This is a genomic window from Winogradskyella alexanderae, assembly GCF_020166335.1.
Taxonomy (GTDB): domain Bacteria; phylum Bacteroidota; class Bacteroidia; order Flavobacteriales; family Flavobacteriaceae; genus Winogradskyella; species Winogradskyella alexanderae.
This window is the reverse complement of record NZ_JAIUJR010000002.1, coordinates 291,940-311,058: the sequence shown is the minus strand read 5'-3', so window position 1 is coordinate 311,058 and position 19,119 is coordinate 291,940. Positions and strand designations below refer to the sequence as shown.

24 protein-coding genes and 1 tRNA gene are annotated in these 19,119 nt (G+C 36.4%); 10 read left to right on the top strand and 15 right to left on the bottom strand.

All coding sequences use genetic code 11. The features are described 5' to 3' along the window. Positions 1–4 precede the first annotated feature (4 nt). A complete protein-coding gene (locus tag LBU54_RS04915; protein WP_224526670.1) occupies positions 5–1,006 on the top strand; it encodes a PorP/SprF family type IX secretion system membrane protein in 1,002 nt (333 codons plus the stop codon). Positions 1,007–1,088: 82 nt separating this feature from the next. On the opposite strand, the gene LBU54_RS04910 is transcribed toward LBU54_RS04915, so the two are convergent. Genes LBU54_RS04910 through sqr form a run of 3 tightly spaced genes read right to left on the bottom strand, consistent with a single transcriptional unit; the run spans position 1,089 to position 3,169 of the window. Further along, positions 1,089–1,562, bottom strand: coding sequence for a DsrE/DsrF/DrsH-like family protein (locus LBU54_RS04910; RefSeq protein ID WP_224526668.1), 474 nt, complete (start codon positions 1,560–1,562; stop codon positions 1,089–1,091). Between the two features lie 32 nt (positions 1,563–1,594). After that, positions 1,595–1,903 (bottom strand): TusE/DsrC/DsvC family sulfur relay protein, encoded by a 309-nt coding sequence (locus LBU54_RS04905; protein WP_224526665.1) that lies wholly within the window; start codon positions 1,901–1,903, stop codon positions 1,595–1,597. A 15-nt stretch (positions 1,904–1,918) separates the two neighbouring features. Next, positions 1,919–3,169: a type III sulfide quinone reductase, selenoprotein subtype gene (gene sqr, locus LBU54_RS04900; protein WP_224526662.1), complete on the bottom strand. Its 1,251-nt coding sequence runs from the start codon at positions 3,167–3,169 to the stop codon at positions 1,919–1,921. A 332-nt stretch (positions 3,170–3,501) separates the two neighbouring features. Between sqr and LBU54_RS04895 the strand changes: the two genes are divergently transcribed. The 3 genes from LBU54_RS04895 (at position 3,502) to LBU54_RS04885 (ending at position 5,821) form a co-directional block, all read left to right on the top strand. After that, on the top strand, positions 3,502–4,944 hold the full coding sequence (locus LBU54_RS04895) for an OmpP1/FadL family transporter (RefSeq protein WP_224526659.1): 1,443 nt from the start codon (positions 3,502–3,504) through the stop codon (positions 4,942–4,944). A gap of 136 nt (positions 4,945–5,080) precedes the next feature. Further along, positions 5,081–5,365, top strand: a complete 285-nt coding sequence (locus LBU54_RS04890) for a DUF2188 domain-containing protein (protein WP_224526656.1) — start codon at positions 5,081–5,083, stop codon at positions 5,363–5,365. An 18-nt stretch (positions 5,366–5,383) separates the two neighbouring features. Next, positions 5,384–5,821, top strand: a complete 438-nt coding sequence (locus LBU54_RS04885; RefSeq protein ID WP_224526653.1) for a hypothetical protein — start codon at positions 5,384–5,386, stop codon at positions 5,819–5,821. 6 nt (positions 5,822–5,827) lie between these two features. On the opposite strand, the gene LBU54_RS04880 is transcribed toward LBU54_RS04885, so the two are convergent. After that, on the bottom strand, positions 5,828–6,193 hold the full coding sequence (locus LBU54_RS04880; protein ID WP_224526651.1) for an arsenate reductase family protein: 366 nt from the start codon (positions 6,191–6,193) through the stop codon (positions 5,828–5,830). 182 nt (positions 6,194–6,375) lie between these two features. Here LBU54_RS04880 and LBU54_RS04875 point away from each other — a divergent pair, with 182 nt between their 5' ends. Then, positions 6,376–7,005 carry a hypothetical protein gene (locus tag LBU54_RS04875; protein WP_224526648.1) on the top strand — a complete coding sequence of 210 codons (630 nt, stop codon included), beginning with the start codon at positions 6,376–6,378 and terminating at the stop codon, positions 7,003–7,005. Between the two features lie 101 nt (positions 7,006–7,106). Here LBU54_RS04875 and LBU54_RS04870 read toward each other — a convergent pair whose 3' ends face one another. The 6 genes from LBU54_RS04870 to LBU54_RS04845 all read right to left on the bottom strand — a co-directional run bounded on the left by LBU54_RS04870 (position 7,107) and on the right by LBU54_RS04845 (position 10,687). Further along, entirely contained in the window at positions 7,107–7,676 is a 570-nt protein-coding gene (locus LBU54_RS04870) for a 2-oxoacid:acceptor oxidoreductase family protein (protein ID WP_224526645.1), read from the bottom strand. Positions 7,677–7,678: 2 nt separating this feature from the next. Beyond that, a complete protein-coding gene (locus LBU54_RS04865) occupies positions 7,679–8,455 on the bottom strand; it encodes a thiamine pyrophosphate-dependent enzyme (protein WP_224526643.1) in 777 nt (258 codons plus the stop codon). Then, entirely contained in the window at positions 8,442–9,533 is a 1,092-nt protein-coding gene (locus LBU54_RS04860; RefSeq protein ID WP_224526641.1) for a 3-methyl-2-oxobutanoate dehydrogenase subunit VorB, read from the bottom strand. Before LBU54_RS04860 ends, LBU54_RS04865 begins: the two co-directional genes overlap by 14 nt. Before the next feature lie 24 nt (positions 9,534–9,557). Beyond that, the gene (locus tag LBU54_RS04855; protein WP_224526637.1) at positions 9,558–9,782 is read right to left on the bottom strand and encodes a 4Fe-4S dicluster domain-containing protein; all 225 of its coding nucleotides are present in this window, start codon (positions 9,780–9,782) and stop codon (positions 9,558–9,560) included. A 134-nt stretch (positions 9,783–9,916) separates the two neighbouring features. Then, positions 9,917–10,315, bottom strand: a complete 399-nt coding sequence (locus LBU54_RS04850; protein ID WP_224526635.1) for a CBS domain-containing protein — start codon at positions 10,313–10,315, stop codon at positions 9,917–9,919. 298 nt (positions 10,316–10,613) lie between these two features. Beyond that, a tRNA-Met gene (locus LBU54_RS04845) sits at positions 10,614–10,687 on the bottom strand. 129 nt (positions 10,688–10,816) lie between these two features. Here LBU54_RS04845 and LBU54_RS04840 point away from each other — a divergent pair. Both LBU54_RS04840 and LBU54_RS04835 read left to right on the top strand, forming a co-directional pair. Continuing rightward, complete coding sequence (locus LBU54_RS04840) at positions 10,817–11,209, top strand: START-like domain-containing protein (protein ID WP_224526632.1); 393 nt, start codon at positions 10,817–10,819, stop codon at positions 11,207–11,209. Between the two features lie 65 nt (positions 11,210–11,274). Continuing rightward, positions 11,275–12,123 carry an aminotransferase class IV gene (locus LBU54_RS04835; protein WP_224526629.1) on the top strand — a complete coding sequence of 283 codons (849 nt, stop codon included), beginning with the start codon at positions 11,275–11,277 and terminating at the stop codon, positions 12,121–12,123. On the opposite strand, the gene LBU54_RS04830 is transcribed toward LBU54_RS04835, so the two are convergent. The 5 genes from LBU54_RS04830 to LBU54_RS04810 all read right to left on the bottom strand — a co-directional run bounded on the left by LBU54_RS04830 (position 12,120) and on the right by LBU54_RS04810 (position 16,661). Continuing rightward, the gene (locus LBU54_RS04830) at positions 12,120–12,671 is read right to left on the bottom strand and encodes a YqgE/AlgH family protein (RefSeq protein ID WP_224526627.1); all 552 of its coding nucleotides are present in this window, start codon (positions 12,669–12,671) and stop codon (positions 12,120–12,122) included. The two genes, LBU54_RS04835 and LBU54_RS04830, sit on opposite strands and share 4 nt — an antisense overlap. Before the next feature lie 128 nt (positions 12,672–12,799). Next, positions 12,800–13,072 carry an HU family DNA-binding protein gene (locus LBU54_RS04825; protein WP_224526623.1) on the bottom strand — a complete coding sequence of 91 codons (273 nt, stop codon included), beginning with the start codon at positions 13,070–13,072 and terminating at the stop codon, positions 12,800–12,802. Between the two features lie 195 nt (positions 13,073–13,267). Next, positions 13,268–14,227, bottom strand: a complete 960-nt coding sequence (gene fmt / locus LBU54_RS04820; protein WP_224526621.1) for a methionyl-tRNA formyltransferase — start codon at positions 14,225–14,227, stop codon at positions 13,268–13,270. Next, on the bottom strand, positions 14,224–16,119 hold the full coding sequence (locus LBU54_RS04815; protein WP_224526618.1) for a RecQ family ATP-dependent DNA helicase: 1,896 nt from the start codon (positions 16,117–16,119) through the stop codon (positions 14,224–14,226). The genes fmt and LBU54_RS04815 overlap by 4 nt, the downstream gene beginning before the upstream one ends. Positions 16,120–16,121: 2 nt before the next feature. Continuing rightward, a complete protein-coding gene (locus tag LBU54_RS04810; protein ID WP_224526615.1) occupies positions 16,122–16,661 on the bottom strand; it encodes an AAA family ATPase in 540 nt (179 codons plus the stop codon). Between the two features lie 91 nt (positions 16,662–16,752). Here LBU54_RS04810 and LBU54_RS04805 point away from each other — a divergent pair, with 91 nt between their 5' ends. The 3 genes from LBU54_RS04805 to murA all read left to right on the top strand — a co-directional run bounded on the left by LBU54_RS04805 (position 16,753) and on the right by murA (position 19,100). Further along, entirely contained in the window at positions 16,753–17,046 is a 294-nt protein-coding gene (locus LBU54_RS04805) for a DUF493 family protein (protein WP_224526612.1), read from the top strand. Between the two features lie 90 nt (positions 17,047–17,136). Next, the gene (locus LBU54_RS04800) at positions 17,137–17,778 is read left to right on the top strand and encodes a DUF4290 domain-containing protein (protein ID WP_224526610.1); all 642 of its coding nucleotides are present in this window, start codon (positions 17,137–17,139) and stop codon (positions 17,776–17,778) included. Positions 17,779–17,783: 5 nt separating this feature from the next. Next, positions 17,784–19,100, top strand: coding sequence for a UDP-N-acetylglucosamine 1-carboxyvinyltransferase (gene murA / locus LBU54_RS04795; RefSeq protein ID WP_224526607.1), 1,317 nt, complete (start codon positions 17,784–17,786; stop codon positions 19,098–19,100). Positions 19,101–19,119: the final 19 nt, after the last annotated feature.

Sequence of the window (19,119 nt, the reverse complement as noted above, 5' to 3'; positions counted from 1 at the left end):
AAACATGAAGTTTAGATATTTAACCCTCTTGGTATTTGGTTTTGGTATTTGGTCTGTCTCGGCACAAGATCCAATTTTTACACAGTCCAACTATGTTCAAGAAACGATAAATCCAGCATTTTCCGGATTTGAAGATAACGACCGCATTAGTGCTGGTGTGCTGAGTAGAACACAATGGCCAAATCTAAACCTGCGCATTAATACGCAATACGCATACGCAAATAAGTCTTTTGATTATGGTCCAAGTTTAGGATTTGGAATTGGAATAAGTGCCTTGTGGCAACACGAATCTTTTAATAATTACAATTTCTATCAGCTCAATGCAAATTATGCGCATCGCGTAAACCTTAATGGTGGTTGGTTTTTTAGACCCGCAATTGAGGTTGGTTTTGGTTTTAAAGATATTCGGTTTAGAAGCCTGACTTTAGCAGACCAGATTAACATCAATACAGGAGTCATAGCACCTACTTCGGTAGATCCTTTGAGTAACAATATTGAAAATGTATTTTTTGCAGATATTTCGAGTGGTTTTGTTTTTGAGAAAGGTGAGTTTAACGGCAAAACGTATTGGTTTGGATTTACCGCTAAGCATTTAAATACGCCTAACATTTCATTTGTGGATGGCGAAAACTTGCCTTTGGATATTTTCTTTTCAGTACATGGGAATTATAGATTTCCATTTTTGAATGATTATAGTATTATGTTGACAGCCAATTACATGCAGCAAGGTCAATATAACCGTTTGGATGTTGGTTCTTTGTTTCAGGTTAATGAATTTTTAATTGGTGTTACGGCTGCAACAAATCCAGCAAAGAATGATGAGAACAGCCATTTGCTAACCTCTATTAATGCCTTTTTAGGCTTGGAGTATAAAGAGTTTAGGTTTGGTTTATCTTATGATATAAATACTTCTGGCATTGGTCGTACAGATGGTGTTTACGAGGTTTCGGTTACTTATTTATCGCGTTGCAGACGCTGTGATACGGATCGAAGCAGAAAACGCTAAATCAAAATGCGATGATACCTTTAAGAGATCACCGCATTAAGACGTCATGTTCACACTAATCTTAAACTAGTGCTAAAATTTTTTAGATGAAAAGAAGATGGGTACCTTCTTGATCTGCACGACTGTAGAAATCACCAATAGTAATTATGCCATCAAGTTCGTCTATGAAATCTTCTCTCTCAAGATGGAACATGTCTACTGCCAACTTACATCCCCAAAGCTTACAGCCAGAATCGGAAAGAATTTCTAAAAATTCCCCAACAGGAGGCATATCTAGTTTTTCCATTTCTTTTTTCATCATCTTTGTCGCTAATGCTTCAACGCCTGGTAGCCCACCTAGCATGGTAGGGATGTGCATTGCTGGATTTCCTACGGTTGCTACGTGGAGATTTTCTAGTTTTTTCTTCTGAATAGCTTCTAAACCAAAGAATGTGAAGAATATTTCAGACTCGATACCTTCCATACGTGCGCCGTTTGCCATTACAAATGCAGCATAAACATTCTCAATTGTAGCTTTGGATAATATGAAAAGCATTTTTTTAACTTTTGTGCTCATAATTTGTTGTTTTTTTAGGTTAGAGACGCTATTTAAATACAGCTTTTTGGTTTAGGAATACCAGCTATTTTAGTTGAAATTTTTAGTGGTCCTCCAGGAAAAAGATTGTAAAACTCCTTAATGTTAATCACACCACTCTTTTTGATACCTCTTATAGAAAGAGCCTCTTCTTTATGGTGTTTGTCTTGAAGATAATCAATTACTTCCCAATGTTTATCGGTCATAGAAACGTTACATTCGTTAGCAATATAAGTTCCTATTTCTTTATCCCACTGGTTAAAATCGAGAAGGTATCCTTCTTCGTTAACATCGATTTCTCTATTTGCAATTAATTTTTTCATGTTCAGTATTATTTATTAGTTATTTTCTTTTATGTCAAATATTTTTCCTTTGAAACTCATGTTTCTGCCAACAAATGGAATAGGTATGCCTTTTAATAGCATATTCCAATATATCCATCTAAAAGCTAATTTTCCCCAATGATTAAAAACACTTTCTTTTAACAATTTTAATGGGCCAATTTTGGCAAATGGGAATGTTCCGTGTACTGGTTCCTGGTCATAATTGAAATCTATTAAGAGTGCTTTATTGTCACCTGTTTCTATAAAACAGTTGGCATGACCGTCAAATTCTTGTTTTAGCTTGAAGCCTTTTGTGAACAAAATAATATTATCCGTAAGTGTTTCTGCCTGGAAATGGGCAACAGACCCTGCTTTTGAGGCAGGTACATCCGTTGCATCGCCAATCACAAAAATATTCTTGTGTTCCTTAGACTGTAAGGTGTGTTTATGGGTTGGAATAAAATTTAAATCATCGCCTAAACCAGAGCGTTCTATAACTTCATCACCCATATTTGTAGGTACCGTAACCAATAAATCAAAAGGAATTTCACGATCTACATAATCTACAATCACTTTCTTATCATTATCAACCTCCATTATGGCAAAGTCTGTTTCAATCTTAATGTTCTTTTCTTCCAAAAGATAATTTAATGCTTTAGTACAAGTTGGTTTGGTAAAGGCACCATCAAGAGGTGTTACATAGGTTATTTCAACCTTGTCGCGCATACCTTTTTTCTTAAAAAAAGTATCTGCCAAGAATGCAAATTCCAAAGGTGCGACAGGACATTTAATTGGCATTTCCGTAATATGAACCACCATTTTGCCACCTTCCCAAGTACGTAACTTGTCTCTTAGTGCTTTGGCGCCTTCAAAAGTGTAAAAATCAAAAATATCTTTACGCCATAGTGGGCCTAATAAGCCATCTGTTTCGTCGGGAGCTGTTTTAGATCCAGTAGCGACAATTAGGATGTCATAGTCAATACTTTCGTTATTTTCCAACTCAACTTTATTGGTTTCAGGTTTAATTAATTCAATTTTTTTCTGAATATAATTAACACCTTTGGGAATAAACTTCTTACCTGTTTTTTTTACCTGTTCTTCTGTGTAGGTATCAAAGGGTAGAAATAAAAATCCGGGTTGGTAATAATGTGTTTTATATTGATCTACAATTGTAATTTGCCACTCTTTCTTTGGTAGCTTTTTTACTAGGTGGTTGGCCATCATTGTTCCGGCCGTTCCTGCACCTAATATCACCAATTTTTTCATTGTTTTAATTTTTAGAATTTATGTAAATATTCTTTGGTTCCAGATTGTAAAGTTACCGTGATAGGTCAACTTGTAGCATGATATTTGTCATATACTTATGTAACAAATGTTACTTAAGTTTAGCCTTCGAAAACCATTGATTTTATTGGTGTTTACGAAGGATTTAAATTTATATCATGTGCGAATTTCGTTTTATGATATTTGTCATAAGACAACAACTATTTGCCACTTAAATTTGCTATTGGCTAAGTATTAACCAACATTCTATTACGTGATGAATAATCCTATTATATAAAGCCTTTTTAATCGCGGAATGTTTAAAACTATTACTAATGAAAACAACTTGTACTAAATTTATCTTGCTATTATTTTCGATTGGTCTGTATGCCCAGACTGGTCATATCATGCAGGGTGTTGGCTCCGTAAATATGTCAATGGGCGGTGCTGCAACGGCGCAACCATTGGATATTTCAGGTGCCATGCATTGGAATCCCGCGGCAATCTCAGTTTTTGATGATAAAATCTTAAAGTTCGATTTAGGATTGTTCTTCTCATCACCAGAATTGAGCTCTAGCTTACCTGCAGGATTATTATATCCAGAGGGCGCTTTTGGACCAGGTTCACCAGCATCACCTCGCGTTTTTGGGACAACTGAAGATGATAGAGGGATCTCTTATTTACCTGCAATCGGAATGGTATGGGGAAAAGAAGACAGTAAGCACACTTTTGGCGTATCTGCATTTGGCATCAGTGGTTTTGGGGTAACATTTCCTCAAGAAACCAATTTACCTATGGATATGAGTGGCAACCCTAATATGAATTGGAATCCTAATAATTCTAACGCAATAAATTGGCCTCAAGGGCTTAATGGATTTGGACGTATTGAGTCTGATTATTTGTTATTGCAAGTAAGTGGTACTTATGCCTATGAGCTAACCGATAAGATATCTATTGGTATTCAGCCTAACTTTAATTATGCGGCACTGGAGTTAAACCCTAATCCTCTGGCATCACCTGATTTTCCTGCCTCAATGGGAGGGAGTGGAAGAGGTTATCCAAAAGCAGATAGTACACCCGCCATTGGATTTGGTGCTCAAGTAGGTATTTTTTATGATTCAGGGTCTGGCTTAAAACTAGGAGCTTCTTACAAAACCAATCAGACGTTTGGAGAATTTGAATTTGATAATAAGTACTTAGATGGCTCAGATGCACCTGACGTTAATTTTCAGATGGATTATCCCGCGATTATGTCCCTTGGTTTAGGGTATTCTTTTACTAATTTTGACTTTGCCCTGGATTTTAGACGTGTATTTTATGAAAATACAGAAGGTTTTGAAGCCAGTGGTTGGGAAATTGGAAGCAATGGATTCCCAACAGGAGCTGTACAAGGTTTTGGATGGCAAGATATTTCAATCCTCTCTGTGGGATTGCAATATAAAGGCATTAAAAACGTACCACTTAGAGTGGGTTACACCTACAGTTCTAATCCAATAGATGAGGAGCTCGCGTTTTTCTCTACACCGGCAACAGCTATTATAAAGAATGCTTACCAATTTGGATTAAGTTATGAGATTAATGATAATTGGCGACTAGATGCTGTTTACCATTATGGTGATAGTGATGGTGCTACCGAAGGGCAAATATTAGACCCAAGACAAATTACACCAAGTAACCCATTAGGTAAGATTCCTGGTACAACCGTATCTTATGATATGACCACATCAATGGCTATGTTTGGTATTAATTATACATTCAAGCGAAAGACTACAGATTAAGAATTTATCTTAAGATTATTGATTTTTTAATGGTTAATGTTCAAAATCCAGTATGCAAGTACTGGATTTTGTTTTTTGGTTTTAGTCTGCAAAAAGGAACGGAATAATTAACTTTACGGTAATTGAACGTAAACAGATGTCTAGTAATAACAATTTGGTAAATGCGATAAAACAACTGATAGAAGCTATAATAAAAGCCTTAGGGCATAGCCCAAAACGTACTTGGCATCAGCATATAGTACCATTTGAAAACGGTTGGGCCGTAAGAAGAGAGGGCAATAAGCGCATCACCTCCAAACACAGAAAACAAAGCACTGCCATACGAAAGGCTAAAACCTTGGCCAAACGCAAAAAAGCCGATGTCATTATCCATCGTGAAAGTGGTGGCATACGCGAACGTATTAGTTATGCAGAAGATTAGAATAATTAAGTTATAAAAATGAGTATCATCAAAGACATCTACGATGTGGCGAAAGAAGGTGCTAGCCAAGCCTCAAAAATAGGTGCCGTAAAACGTGCCTTACGCACTGAGGCTAAACTAAACCTGCAGTTTTTAATGGATGTAAGCTTGTCTTTAGCTATAGATGATGAACGGCGGGTAGAGATTATTAAAAACCTGGAAACCGTAGAGCTTGCTGCGGCTGTAAGATACGAGTTGCCCTATTTGGCGATATCACGAAAAAAGGTTACCAAAACACTTGCAGAAAATTACAAGATAAAGCGTATTCAGGGCTACGATTTAGAAAAGCTTATAGAAAGCCTTTTTTTGATGATAACCTACCTTAAAAAAGACTTTAAAAACAAGCGCATAGACCTTAATTTAAGGCTCATTAATATTAATAAGTATAATAATTTACTGTTGGAACTATTAAAGTAAATACGCTCAGATTTTAATAATATCCGTTGGTGTTTCTACCAAAATGGCAATATCGCCTCTTAAAGCGATAGGCTGTTTCATAATATCAGGATTGTGCTGTATCATTTTCATCCAGTCTCTGTCTGATAAATCGGCATGCTCAAATTTCTCCTCGTAATTTGGGTGGTCTTGGTTAACCAAGTCCTTAATTTCTAGGCCTAAGCGGTAGGCCAAATTGGCAATCTGTGTACCCGTAAGCGGTGTTTTTGTAATATCAATGGAAGAGACCGGCAAACCTTCTGCAATGGCATAGACCATCGTTTGTTTGGCCCTAACGGATTTAGAGCTGTAGTATAATGTAATTTGTCGTGGTGATGTGGTTATTGCTTTCATGACTATTGATATTAATGGTTAAATCTCAGCTAAATAAAAATAGTAATGGAATAGCAAAACTAAAATGACCTACATCAGTATCCTCACTATTAATATAAGTACTACACTAAACTGCAACACATCGAAAAAATTTGTCGTTAATAGGAATAGGCACTACTTTTAAAATCCCAAAAAGAACTATTATGAAAAACTTAAGCACTTATTTTGTCTGTTTGGCCTTGGTATTCTCATTCTCCTGCCAGACAGAAGCAATAGAAGTAGATGCATTTCAATTAGATGACATTACTAACCAATCTAATGCTGGGCAAGACGATGACGATGATGCACCTGAAGAAGAAGAATCATGTGAGACCCTATTTGCCATTGGAGGTGAGGATAATTCAACATGTTTTTTAGATGATGGATTTAATCGTTGGGGATGGACCATAGGGCCATTATCTGGTGGCGACTATAGTTTTGACTTGTATTCTGGTGCCGGACAATGCGATACCGATAAAGGTACTCATGTGGGTACCATCAGTGTAAACTATGATGAAGGTCTTGGAACTGTTGATGTAAACTTTGACATGTTTGACGGTTTTGTATTAAATGAAACCCACTTATACGTTGGCGAACTGCCGTATCCGACCGATAATAATGGTAACCCAACTGTGGCACCTGGTCAATATCCACATCAAAATGCATTAGACGATGCCTCATCAGACGCTTATTCCTTAACAGATGTTTCTGGTGAGATTTTCATCATTGCCCATGGTGTATCCTGTGAAGATGATGACGATGATAATGACAATGGTGGTGGCGGTGTCTTCTAGGCAAAATGTATTAAGATAAAAGCAAAACTAAAATGATGTGTATCAATTAGTCTCTAAAAGATACACATCATTTGTGTTTCTGATTGATGTATTAAACGTCACTAATGATCAATCAGTGCACTTTCAACTTTATAAGAGATTATATGCTGCATGCCTTTTGTAATGGCTTCCTTGTTTAAAGGAATTAAGTGATGATAGCGTTCCGGTAAAGATTTCTTTAAGCCTGCAATCACATTGTCTAGCTGCACTATGGGTTTCACCTTCAAGAAGCCACCCAATACAATCATATTAAACACCTTCTTATTACCCATTTCTGTAGCCAAGCGATTGCCTTCAATCTGATAGATAGCAATATCGGTTCTGGTTGGGTGATCTATAATACCATTAGGATCATAAATTAAAACACCACCGGGTTTCACCGAGTGTTCAAACTTATCCATGGATTGCTGGTTGAGGATAATGGCTGTATCATAGACTTTTAAATAGGGTGAACTTATACGGTCGTCACTTAGTATAACCGTGACATTGGCCGTACCACCACGCATTTCAGGTCCGTAAGATGGCATCCAGCTCACTTCTTCACCTTGCATCATGCCTGAGTATGCCAGTATTTTTCCCATGGATAATACACCTTGACCACCAAATCCTGCTATAATAATTTCTTCTGTCATGACTATTGTTTTAATTTGCCTTTTACTTTAATATCGCCTAATGGGAAATAGGGGAACATATTTTCTTCCATCCACACATTTGAATCGTTTGGATTCATTTTCCATCCGGAGTTACAATTGGACACAATTTCTATAAAAGAGAGACCTTTCTTTAATCGTGTATTTTCAAAGGCTGTTTTAATAGCCTTCTTCGCTTTCCGTACATGCTTATGCGTATGGACGGCTTGACGTGTTACATAGTATGTTCCCGGCAAATTTGCAATGAGTTCGGTAATTTTTAATGGCATTCCCATGGTCTCGATGTCTCTGCCATATGGGGAGGTTGAGGTAGACATACCAGGTAAAGTAGTCGGTGCCATTTGGCCTCCTGTCATTCCGTAAATACCGTTATTCACAAATATGATTACGATGTTTTCCCCTCTGTTGCACGCATGAATCGTTTCGGCCGTGCCAATTGCTGCCAAATCACCATCACCTTGATAGGTAAACACGTATTTATCAGGCCATGTTCTTGAAATAGCTGTTGCTAGGGCAGGAGCACGTCCATGAGCGGCTTGGGTAATATCTACATTCATAAAATCATACGCCAATACCGAACAACCTACAGGAGCAACTCCAATAGTATCTTCGACAATGCCTAATTCGTCAATGACTTCCATGGCTAGGTTGTGTGCAACGCCATGACCGCAACCTGGACAGTAAGACAAGGTTGTATCAGTCATTAAGCAGGTTTTATTAAATACCTGATTTTCGGGTTTTATGATATCAATTACTTCCATCGCTTATTATTTTTTGTTCTAAGGCTTCCAAAACTTCTTCAGGTGTATGAATGCTTCCCCCAGTTCTACCATAATGTTTAACAGGCACTCTACCCTTAACAGCCAATCTCACATCTTCAACCATTTGTCCGGTGCTTAACTCAACACTCAATATGCCTTTCACCTGATGCGCTAGTACTAGTAATTGTTGTTTTGGGAAAGGGAATAAGGTTATCGGTCTTAACAGGCCAACTTTAATACCTTTTTCTCGTGCTAATTGTACCGCTTTTTGTGCTATTCTGGAACTTGAACCATAGGCAACGAAAAGATATTCGGCATCTTCACATTGTATCATTTCATAACGTAGGTCTTCACGTTCCATCTGTTCATATTTCTTCATTAATCGATGTACTCGTGCTTCCATTTTTTCCGGTATCAAATCCAGTGAGGTGACGATATTTCGTTCTCTTCCTTTTTTACCTGTTGTGGCCCAGCTACCATAGCGTTTGATAATCTCTTCATCTGGCATACGATCTTTCTGGTCCTTTAGCACTACTTTTTCCATCATTTGACCTATTAATCCATCGGATAGAATTAAAACTGGTGCACGGTATTTAAAAGCGATATCAAAGGCATCAGACACAAAATCGGACATTTCCTGTACTGAGGCAGGTGCTAAAACATACAATTTGTAGTCACCGTGACCACCACCTTTCACCGCTTGGAAATAATCGGCTTGTGACGGTTGAATGGTTCCAAGACCTGGTCCTCCTCGCATCACATTTACGATTACGGCTGGTAATTCGGCACCAGCCAAATAAGACACGCCTTCAAGCTTAAGAGAAACGCCTGGACTTGACGATGAGGTCATAGCACGTTTTCCAGTGCTGGCAGCACCATAAACCATATTGATGGCGGCAACCTCACTCTCGGCTTGTAAGACAACCATTCCAGTTCGTTCTTCAGGACGTTCTGTCATTAAATATTCAATAACCTCAGATTGAGGCGTGATAGGATATCCAAAATAAGCATCAGCACCCGCTCTAATGGCGGCTTCAGCTAATGCTTCATTTCCCTTCATTAATCTTAATTCGGACATATATTATGTTTTAATGAAATACATTTAGACTTTTGCACGATACACCGTAATGGCACGATCGGGACAAACTATAGCGCAATTGGTACATCCTGTACATGCGTCAGGATTGCTCATATAGGCATAGTGGTAGCCTTTTCGGTTAACGGTTGTAGACATGCTTATGACGTTTTCTTGACAAACCGGAATACAGACTTCACAACCTTTACAGGTCTCGGTGTCAACAACTATTGCTCCTTTAACTTTTGCCATATTCTTAAATTTAGATACAAAATTGACGTATCAATTGTATAATTAATAAAGTTACGCTAAGTTCATTGAAATAAACATGATATTTGTCATGACTAATAATGTTGTAACAACGGCTTTTTTTGATGTTAGTTCACTTATTCTAATGAATGTTCTGCTACTAATTTGACAAAGTCCAGAGAACTGAGCATACCCTTAATTTCACCGTCTTCCATTGCTACTATGTGATGTACATTGTGTTTCAGCATCATTTTTGCAGCTGCTTTAGCACTTGCATCGACGTGAACCACTAAAACGTTTGAAGCTGTCATGATATCTTCTATTGTGGCATCATTACTCACTTCTTCACTGATATCTGTTGCAGTTATAATACCTTCGATAGTCTTATCGACCTTTAGCTTGTCATTGGCATATGAAATAATTGGAATGGCGTGGATTCCCTTTTCTTTCATCAGTGTTCTAATTTCCAAAACGTTTTCATCTTTCATAGCAGCTGTGACTGGAGCTGACATAAAATCTTTTACTTGTATGCGCATAAGTACTCTTTTTTGGATTAATACTTTTTGACTTAGTTTCAAATTAGAGCTTACTCTTTTTCAGCAATGCATAAAGTTAGGAATACCTTTGCGCAAAAGAAATGACAAAAATCATGCAATGGATTTAATACTTGAGGATTTAGTTTCGGTGAATCTGTGTTAAGAAAGTGTACAATAGTAAAAGCCCTTCAACACTTCGCGTTGCATAGGATTTTTTTTGTGAGCCTGCACTAGCAAACACGTTTGCGATTGGCGCATAAAAAAACCCTGTACATTTAGTACTGGGCTTTTACTGCTGTAGCGAGATCGAGATTTGAACTCGAGACCTCCGGGTTATGAATCCGACGCTCTAACCAACTGAGCTACCTCGCCATTATTGCGGGTGCAAATATAAAAACAAATTCTGCGACAACAAACAGAAGATTCTAAAAAAATAATTTTATAATAAAGTTTTGAATTGTACCATAAATGTATATATTGAGCACATAATACTTACCTTAAATGGACGACAAAGAAAAATTTGAAATGGAGTTTGTAATTCATGCTTCTCCCTCCTTATTATATCAATATATTTCTACGCCTTCAGGACTTTCCGAGTGGTTTGCAGATAATGTTAACTCGCGTGGTGAGTTATTTACATTCATATGGGACGGCTCAGAAGAGCGTGCAAAATTATTGAGTAAAAAAAGTAGCGAACGTATTAAGTTTAGATGGATGGTCGATGAGGAAGATGGTGCATCGTACTACTTTGAAATGCGCATACAAGTAGATGAGATTACTAAAGATGTTTCCTTGATGGTTACGGATTTTGCCGAAGATGATGAGGTAGATGAAGCAAAAATGTTGTGGGAAAATCAAATCTCAAGTCTAAAGCAAGTTTTAGGTTCTGCTTAACACGTAACTGACTATTCTATTATATCTTTGTCTCGATTTTTTTAACATAAATCGGGACTTTTTTTATGGTAAATTTTAATGGAGAACTTGTTTCTCTTTCCGAGTCTAAACTTAGCCCTGAAAATCGTGGTTACAAGTATGGCGATGCACTTTTTGAAACGCTCAAAGTCGTAAATAGTAAGATCTTCTTTTGGGAAGACCACTATTTTAGGTTAATGGCTTCCATGCGAATAATGCGAATGGATATTCCAATGAATTTTACCATGGAATTTCTAGAGGACGAAATCCTTAAAACCGTTGAGGCCAATAATTTAAGCAATGCAGTTGCGCGCGTGCGACTTAATGTAGATAGAGGAGAAGGTGGAAAGTATTTGCCAAAAAAGGATGCCAATATCAATTATTATATAGTTGCGGAAGTGCATCCTAATCCTTTCTACACTATTGACGATAGTTTTTATGAAGTTGATCTGTATAAGGATTACTATGTTGCACCAGGGCTGTTGTCTGGTTTAAAGTCAAATAATAAAGCCATACAGGTTATGGGAAGTATTTATGCCAAAGAAAATGGTTTTCATAATTGTTTGATTTTTAATACCAATAAGAGCATAATCGAAGCCTTAAATGGTAATCTCTTTTTGGTTAAAGGCGATCGTATTAAAACACCACCACTTGAAGATGGCTGTTTAAAAGGCATTATGCGTCAACAAGTTTTGGATGTATTGCGCAAGGATGTTAATCTTATTGTAGAGGAAGCGTCTATTTCACCATTTGAACTTCAAAAGGCAGATGAAATGTTTATCACCAATGTAATTGTTGGTATTCAACCTATTTCTAAATACCGCAAAAAAGAATACGGTGCAGACTTTGCCAAGTTGGTCATCACTAAAATAAACGCAAAACTCAGATTACTTTAATTATAACTCGGATTTTCTGGTGCATTAGACCAGATACTATACTCGCCGCCGAGTTCTAACATCTTTTCACGCCAAAAGGAATTACAGCTTTTGGCAATAATCTCATTGTCATAAATGTTTTCGGAGACTAGCCAGGCGTTAGATTCTAGCTCGTTATCTAGTTGTTGCTCTGCCCAACCACTATATCCTAAAAAGAATCGAATATCATTCTTAGAGATTTTATTTGAATTAATAAGATCTAAAACCACATTGAAATCACCGCCCCAAAAAATACCATTTGAAATCTCAACGCTGTTTGGTATAAGTTCTGGTGATTTGTGTATAAAATATAGATTGTCCTGTTCTACAGGGCCACCATTGTAAACTGTGAATTCAGATTCCGTACCGTCAACCAAATCTTTTAAATTATACTCTAATGGCTTATTTAAAATGAAGCCAACCGAACCCAGAGCATTGTGATCTGCTAATAGAATCACTGCACGGTTAAAGGATAAGTCGCCAATTATAGATGGTTCTGCAATGAGTAAATTGCCTTTTTCCGGTTTCATTGGTTTGGTTATTAATACATTATCTAATCTAGAGTATTTTTGTGAATTATACAACTTTGGTACTATAAACTTAGGTCAACAAAAAAAGCCTGCTATTTCAGCAGGCTTTTTCCTAAAAGAAAAATATCTTAGTTTACAGCGCTATTTAAGTCAGAACCTGCCTTAAATTTTACTACATTTTTTGCTTTTATCTTGATTGTTTTACCAGTTTGTGGGTTTCTTCCGTCTCTTGCAGCTCTTCTAGATACTGACCAAGAACCAAAACCAACTAAAGAAACTCTGTTACCTTTTTGTAATGCGCCCTCAATGTCAATTAATAAAGAGTCTAATGCCTTTTTAGCAGCAGCTTTAGTGATACCAGCATTCTCTGCCATACCATTGATTAAATCTGTTTTGTTCATAAAATTTTAATTTTAAATTGTTAAAAATTCGGTTTTAAAAATACTTTTTAAAAATCCGTACACAAATTTATGAGGAATATTAAGCTACACAAGTAATAGCAAGGGAAAACGGCGTTTTTGTTAATAAGTTGAGCCTTTTGTTAATAAAGCCACGCGTTTTGTCGGATTTTTTACTAAGCCAATGGCAATAAGGGCTTAACGAAGTTTTGCATTTTCTGAAAACCGAAACCCATTAAGTAACGATTTTACATCCATTTTTCGTTTTCCTGGCAACTGTATTTCTTTAATTAAAATATAACCACCACTACAGGCAACTTTTAGTTTATTCTCGCCTACAACAATAGTTCCTCCACTTAAATTGTGCTTTCTTTCTAACTTTTCAACATCATATAGTTTTATTGCCATAGGTTCAGAATCATCATTGTCTAAATAACACCAAGCTGCAGGGAAAGGGTTTAATCCTCTAATTTTATTATAAATGTGTAACAGGGATGCATTCCAATTAATCTTGCAATTCTCTTTATTTAGCTTGTAAGCCGTTTTGAGTTGTTTAGATTTAGGTTGAATGGAGGTCGTAACTTCATTTTGCTCAATCTGTTTAACAGTTTTAATAACCAGTTTACTTCCTAATATCATGAGCTCGTCATGTAATTCGCCAACTGTGGTGTTTGACTCAATAGATATTTTTTCAGATAAGATAATCGCTCCAGTATCAATTTTTTCATCTATAAAAAAGGTTGTAACACCTGTTTCGGTTTCACCATTAATTATAGCCCAATGGATTGGTGCAGCACCTCTATATTGTGGTAATAGTGAAGCGTGTAAATTAAAGGTCCCAAATTCGGGCATTTTCCAAACAACTTCTGGTAGCATTCTGAAGGCTACAACAATTTGTAAATTGGCATTTAGTGCTTTTAGTTCTTCTACAAAGTTTTCTGCTTTTAGGTTAGTTGGCTGTAACACATTTAAATTATGTTCTATCGCAAACTCTTTTACTGCTGAGGCTCTCAGCTTTCGTCCTCTGCCAGCAGGTTTGTCAGGAGCTGTTATAACACCTACGATATTATAATTATGATCTAACAGGGCCTTAAGCGTTGCTACTGCAAAATCTGGGGTTCCCATGAATACGATTCTCAAGTTGCGCTTGGTTGTCATATTTTTTTATATGTGTTTGTTTCTGTAATTCCTATTTTTTTTAGTTCTATAAGTTCCGTTAAACTTTGAAATAATTGTGTTTCAGTACAATCGATTCGATTTAATAATTGTCGAGATGTTAAGTCGTCTTTATTCAAAGCGTCCAAAATTTGTTCTGAAATGTTGTCCTTAGAAACTAAACCTTTTTCGGTTTCATTTGCTCTGCATACGGAACAGTTGCCACAATTTACCTCTATTTTTTCCCCGAAATATGAAAGAAGTTGCTTGTTTTTGCACGTTTTATCATTATTTATATAATCAATAACTGCCTGTATCTGCTGGTGTTTCAACGTATGTTGAAGTGCAATAGTTTTCGAAATGGGATTAATGGTCACATCGTCTTCGCGTGGTTTCAAAAATATAACTTCAGAATCGGTATTCGCAATTTGTAAGCTAATAATAGAATCTTTCTCTAAAATTTGAAGTTGTTTTAAAACTTCCTTTTCGTCTAAATCGGACTTTTTGATTACTAAATTAAGATTCACTTTGGTTTCGTAATCAAAGATTCCGCCATAAGTGCGCAAGAGTACTTTGACCAAAGTATTGAGCTTTAAGTTCTTATCCAAATAGTGAAAGAGCTGATCGCTTTTAATTAAGAACTGAATTTTTGTTCTAAAATTAAACTGCTGCGCTAGTGTTATAATACCATTTCGGTCCAATGCTATTAATACATTATAAGTAATACTAGAATTGAGACTATATGTGCTGCAAAACGTTTTAAAATCGAATTGATGTTGCGTGTTTTTACCTTCACCATAAGATATTTGAAAATAATTACAGAGTTTATTGTATACCAACTTAATATAATCAATTGAAGGTAGGGTACTTAAGAACTGGTTTTTTAAACGATCTTCGTCAATATGTTGCTTTAAAATATAGGCGTACGCATCATTTCCGTCACGACCAGCTCGACCTGCTTCTTGGTAATAACTCTCTAAGCTTTCTGGTAAATTGAAGTGTATTACGGTTTTTACATTGGCCTTGTCAATTCCCATACCAAATGCTGTAGTAGCAACCATGATTTTTTTACGATTATTGGTCCATTGCTCTAGTCGCTCTTGTTTTTCTTTGTTTGTAATGCCACCATGATAAAAAGTAGAGGAGAATCCTTTAGCAGTTAAAAAATTATGGATTTCAGTTGTTGCTCTTCTGTTTCTCACATAGATTATGGCCGAGCCATCGTGCTTTTTCAATAGATTTTGCAAGTGGTAGAGCTTGTCATCTGTGTGTATAACTTGATAAGCAATGTTTTGTCGGTTAAATGATCCCTGGAATATTTTTGGTGAAACAAAATCGAGATTTTTAATGATATCACTTACAATGTCGTATTTAGCAGTTGCTGTAAGCGCAATGCAATTAACATGAGGGTGAATATCCCTTAAAACCGAAATATTCTTGTAAGCTGGCCTAAAATCATTTCCCCATTGGCTTATGCAGTGTGCTTCATCAACAGCAATAAGATTAACTTTCATACGCTGTATGCGCTCTTGTACCAATGGTTGCTGTAGTCGTTCTGGTGATAGATAAAGAAATTTATAGTTGCCATAAATGCAGTTGTCCAATAGGGTATCCAAATCTTTATACGAAAGGCCAGATGTTAGAGCAATTGCTTTTATGCCTTTTTGCTTTAAGGCATTGACCTGATCTTTCATTAAGGCAATTAATGGTGATACCACAATACAGGTGCCATCTTTTATTAAGGCTGGTATTTGAAAACAAATTGATTTTCCTCCACCTGTTGGTAGTAGGGCAAAGGTGTCTTCATTGTCAATGACAGCGTTTATGATATCTTCTTGTAGAGGCTTAAAAGAAGTATAATTCCAGTAACGCTCTAAAACTTCAATTGAATGCATTGCTACAAATTTAAGACCTCAAGAACAAAATCCGAACGTTTTTCTATAGATTCAAAAGGAACATCAATTAAATGGTAACCAAATCGCTTATAAGTCTTTAATAGATGGTGATGAATGTCTATTGCTTGTTCAAAATTTTCGTAGCGTTCACTATCTGAAGTAAAAATTTCTTGCCAAGGCGCTAGTACAAAAATGTAGTCGTAAATATGATTTTGGCAGGTTTGCACAAAATGATGCGGATAAGTATCACCTATAAAATCCATATAAGCCAATACGTCAGGTAGTCCTCTATCTAAAAAAACAACATTTTTGGTTTCGTTTGTAGCATCTAAGAACTGTTGTTTTCTGCCATCAAGTAGTTTTTTGCTAAATAATAGTGGATTAGCTAAGAACAATTGTTCTATACCATCTTTTCTAGCTTGAAGTGTGACTTGTCTTGAGATTTCATCATAGCACAGAAATCCTCTTGTTTTTAGGTGTTTAATAATTGAGGATTTACCTGTACCTGGCCCACCTGTAATTACAATTTTCTTTGGCGTCAAATTGGCAATATTTTTGCAGTAAAAATCGTGATAAAAAATAAGACAGAAAAATGCAAAGTTAAGCGTATCTTTGCAGTCGTAAATTTGTGATATGAACGAGTCTAGAAATTCGGAAGAATTTTATAAAAAACTTAAAGTACAGCTCCAAGATACGGCCATGTGGCCAACAACCTATTTATATAAGTTTATTGTAATTTCTGAAACTGAAAAAATCAATAACCTCAAAGAGCTTTTTAATCATTTAGGCGCTGTAATAAATACTAGGACTTCTAAAAATGGTAAATACACAAGTATTTCCGTAAATGTTAGAATGAAGAATCCTGATAGTGTAATTGCAAAATACAAAGAGGTTGCAACAAAAATTGAAGGTGTAATTTCCCTTTAAAATCCTTTTAAGCTTCATTATTTTTTGTACTTTGCAACAAAACCTAAAGACTACGGGTTTTGCTTATGTTTACTACACATTATTATTATTTTGATTGACGATTTAGAATACAACACAGAACGCGAGCATTTAATTATTCCGGAATACGGGCGTCATCTTCAAAAGATGATTAACTATGCTAAAACACGCGAAACAAAAGAAGAGCGAAATAAACTTGCTAAGGCCATAATATCTGTAATGGGCAATTTGCAGCCACACTTAAGGGATGTGCCGGATTTTCAGCATAAATTATGGGATCAGCTATTTATAATGTCCGACTTTGAGTTGGATGCAGATTCCCCATTTCCAAAACCTTCAAAAGAGGAGCTTTCCTCAAGCCCTGATCCTCTAAGATACCCTCAAAATCATCCTAAGTATCGTTTCTATGGAAACAACATTAAAACTATGATAGATGTTGCCAGAACTTGGGACGATGGTGAAATGAAGGATGCTTTAATTTACACAATCGCTAACCATATGAAAAAATGTTACCTAAATTGGAATAAGGATAGTGTGGAGGATTCAGTAATATTTGACCATCTTTATGAATTATCGGAGGGAAAAATTAATCTTAAAAACAGCGAGGAAGATCTATCTGATTCTGCGAGCTTAATGCGTGCAAAGTCTAAATACGGTAGTAAAGGTGGTAAAAAATCCAAAAAGAAATATTCTAGCAGTAGAAAACGTTACTAAGACGTATGAGTACATTCAAAATAGAAGGTGGCCACCAACTAAAGGGTTCTATAAAGCCACAAGGTGCAAAAAATGAAGCGCTTCAGGTATTGTGTGCAGTTCTATTAACTCCGGAAACAATTACTATTAATAATATACCTGATATTGTTGATGTCAATAAACTCATAAAATTACTCAGTAACCTTGGTGTTGAGGTTAATAAACTAGATGGCAACACATATACGTTTAAGGCAGAACATATCAATTTAGACTATTTGGAGTCTGATGATTTTAAGGTAGAAGGACGTGGGTTACGAGGTTCTATAATGATTGTAGGGCCATTATTAGCACGTTTTGGTAAAGGTTACATACCAAAGCCAGGTGGAGATAAAATTGGTCGTAGACGCCTGGACACCCATTTTGAAGGATTTATTAATCTAGGTGCTAGCTTCAGATATAACAGAGAAGATCATTTTTATGGTGTTGAGGCAGAAAAGCTCAAAGGAACTTTTATGCTTCTAGATGAGGCCTCCGTTACAGGTACGGCAAATATTGTCATGGCAGCTGTTTTAGCCGAAGGGGAAACAACGATATATAATGCTGCTTGTGAACCTTATTTGCAACAGCTCTGTAGAATGTTAAACCGAATGGGTGCCAAAATCAGTGGTATTGGTTCCAATATGTTGGTTATTGAAGGTGTCAAAAGTCTTGGCGGTACAACACACACCATGCTTCCTGATATGATTGAAATTGGAAGTTGGATCGGTTTAGCGGCAATGACAAAAAGTGAACTTACCATTAAGGATGTAAGCTGGAAAGATTTAGGACAAATACCTAATGTTTTTCGAAAACTGGGAATAACAGTGGAGCAGCAAGGCGATGACATACATATTCCTGCGCATAAGAATGGATATCAAATTCAGAACTACATTGATGGGTCCATCCTAACTATAGCAGACGCACCTTGGCCAGGCTTTACGCCAGATCTTTTAAGTATAGTTTTGGTAATAGCTACTCAAGCTCGAGGTGAAGTGCTGGTGCATCAAAAAATGTTTGAAAGTCGTTTGTTCTTTGTTGATAAATTGATTGATATGGGAGCAAAAATAATTCTTTGTGATCCGCACAGAGCCACTGTCATTGGTCATGATTTTAAATCTACATTGAAGGCAACTACAATGACTTCGCCAGATATTAGAGCAGGTATTTCCTTGCTAATTGCAGCGCTTTCTGCAAAAGGAACTTCAATCATTCATAATATCGAGCAGATTGATCGTGGTTATGAGAATATAGATGATCGACTACGAGCTATTGGTGCTAAAATTGAAAGATTGCCAGGTAATTAATTATTGTTTTATAAACGAT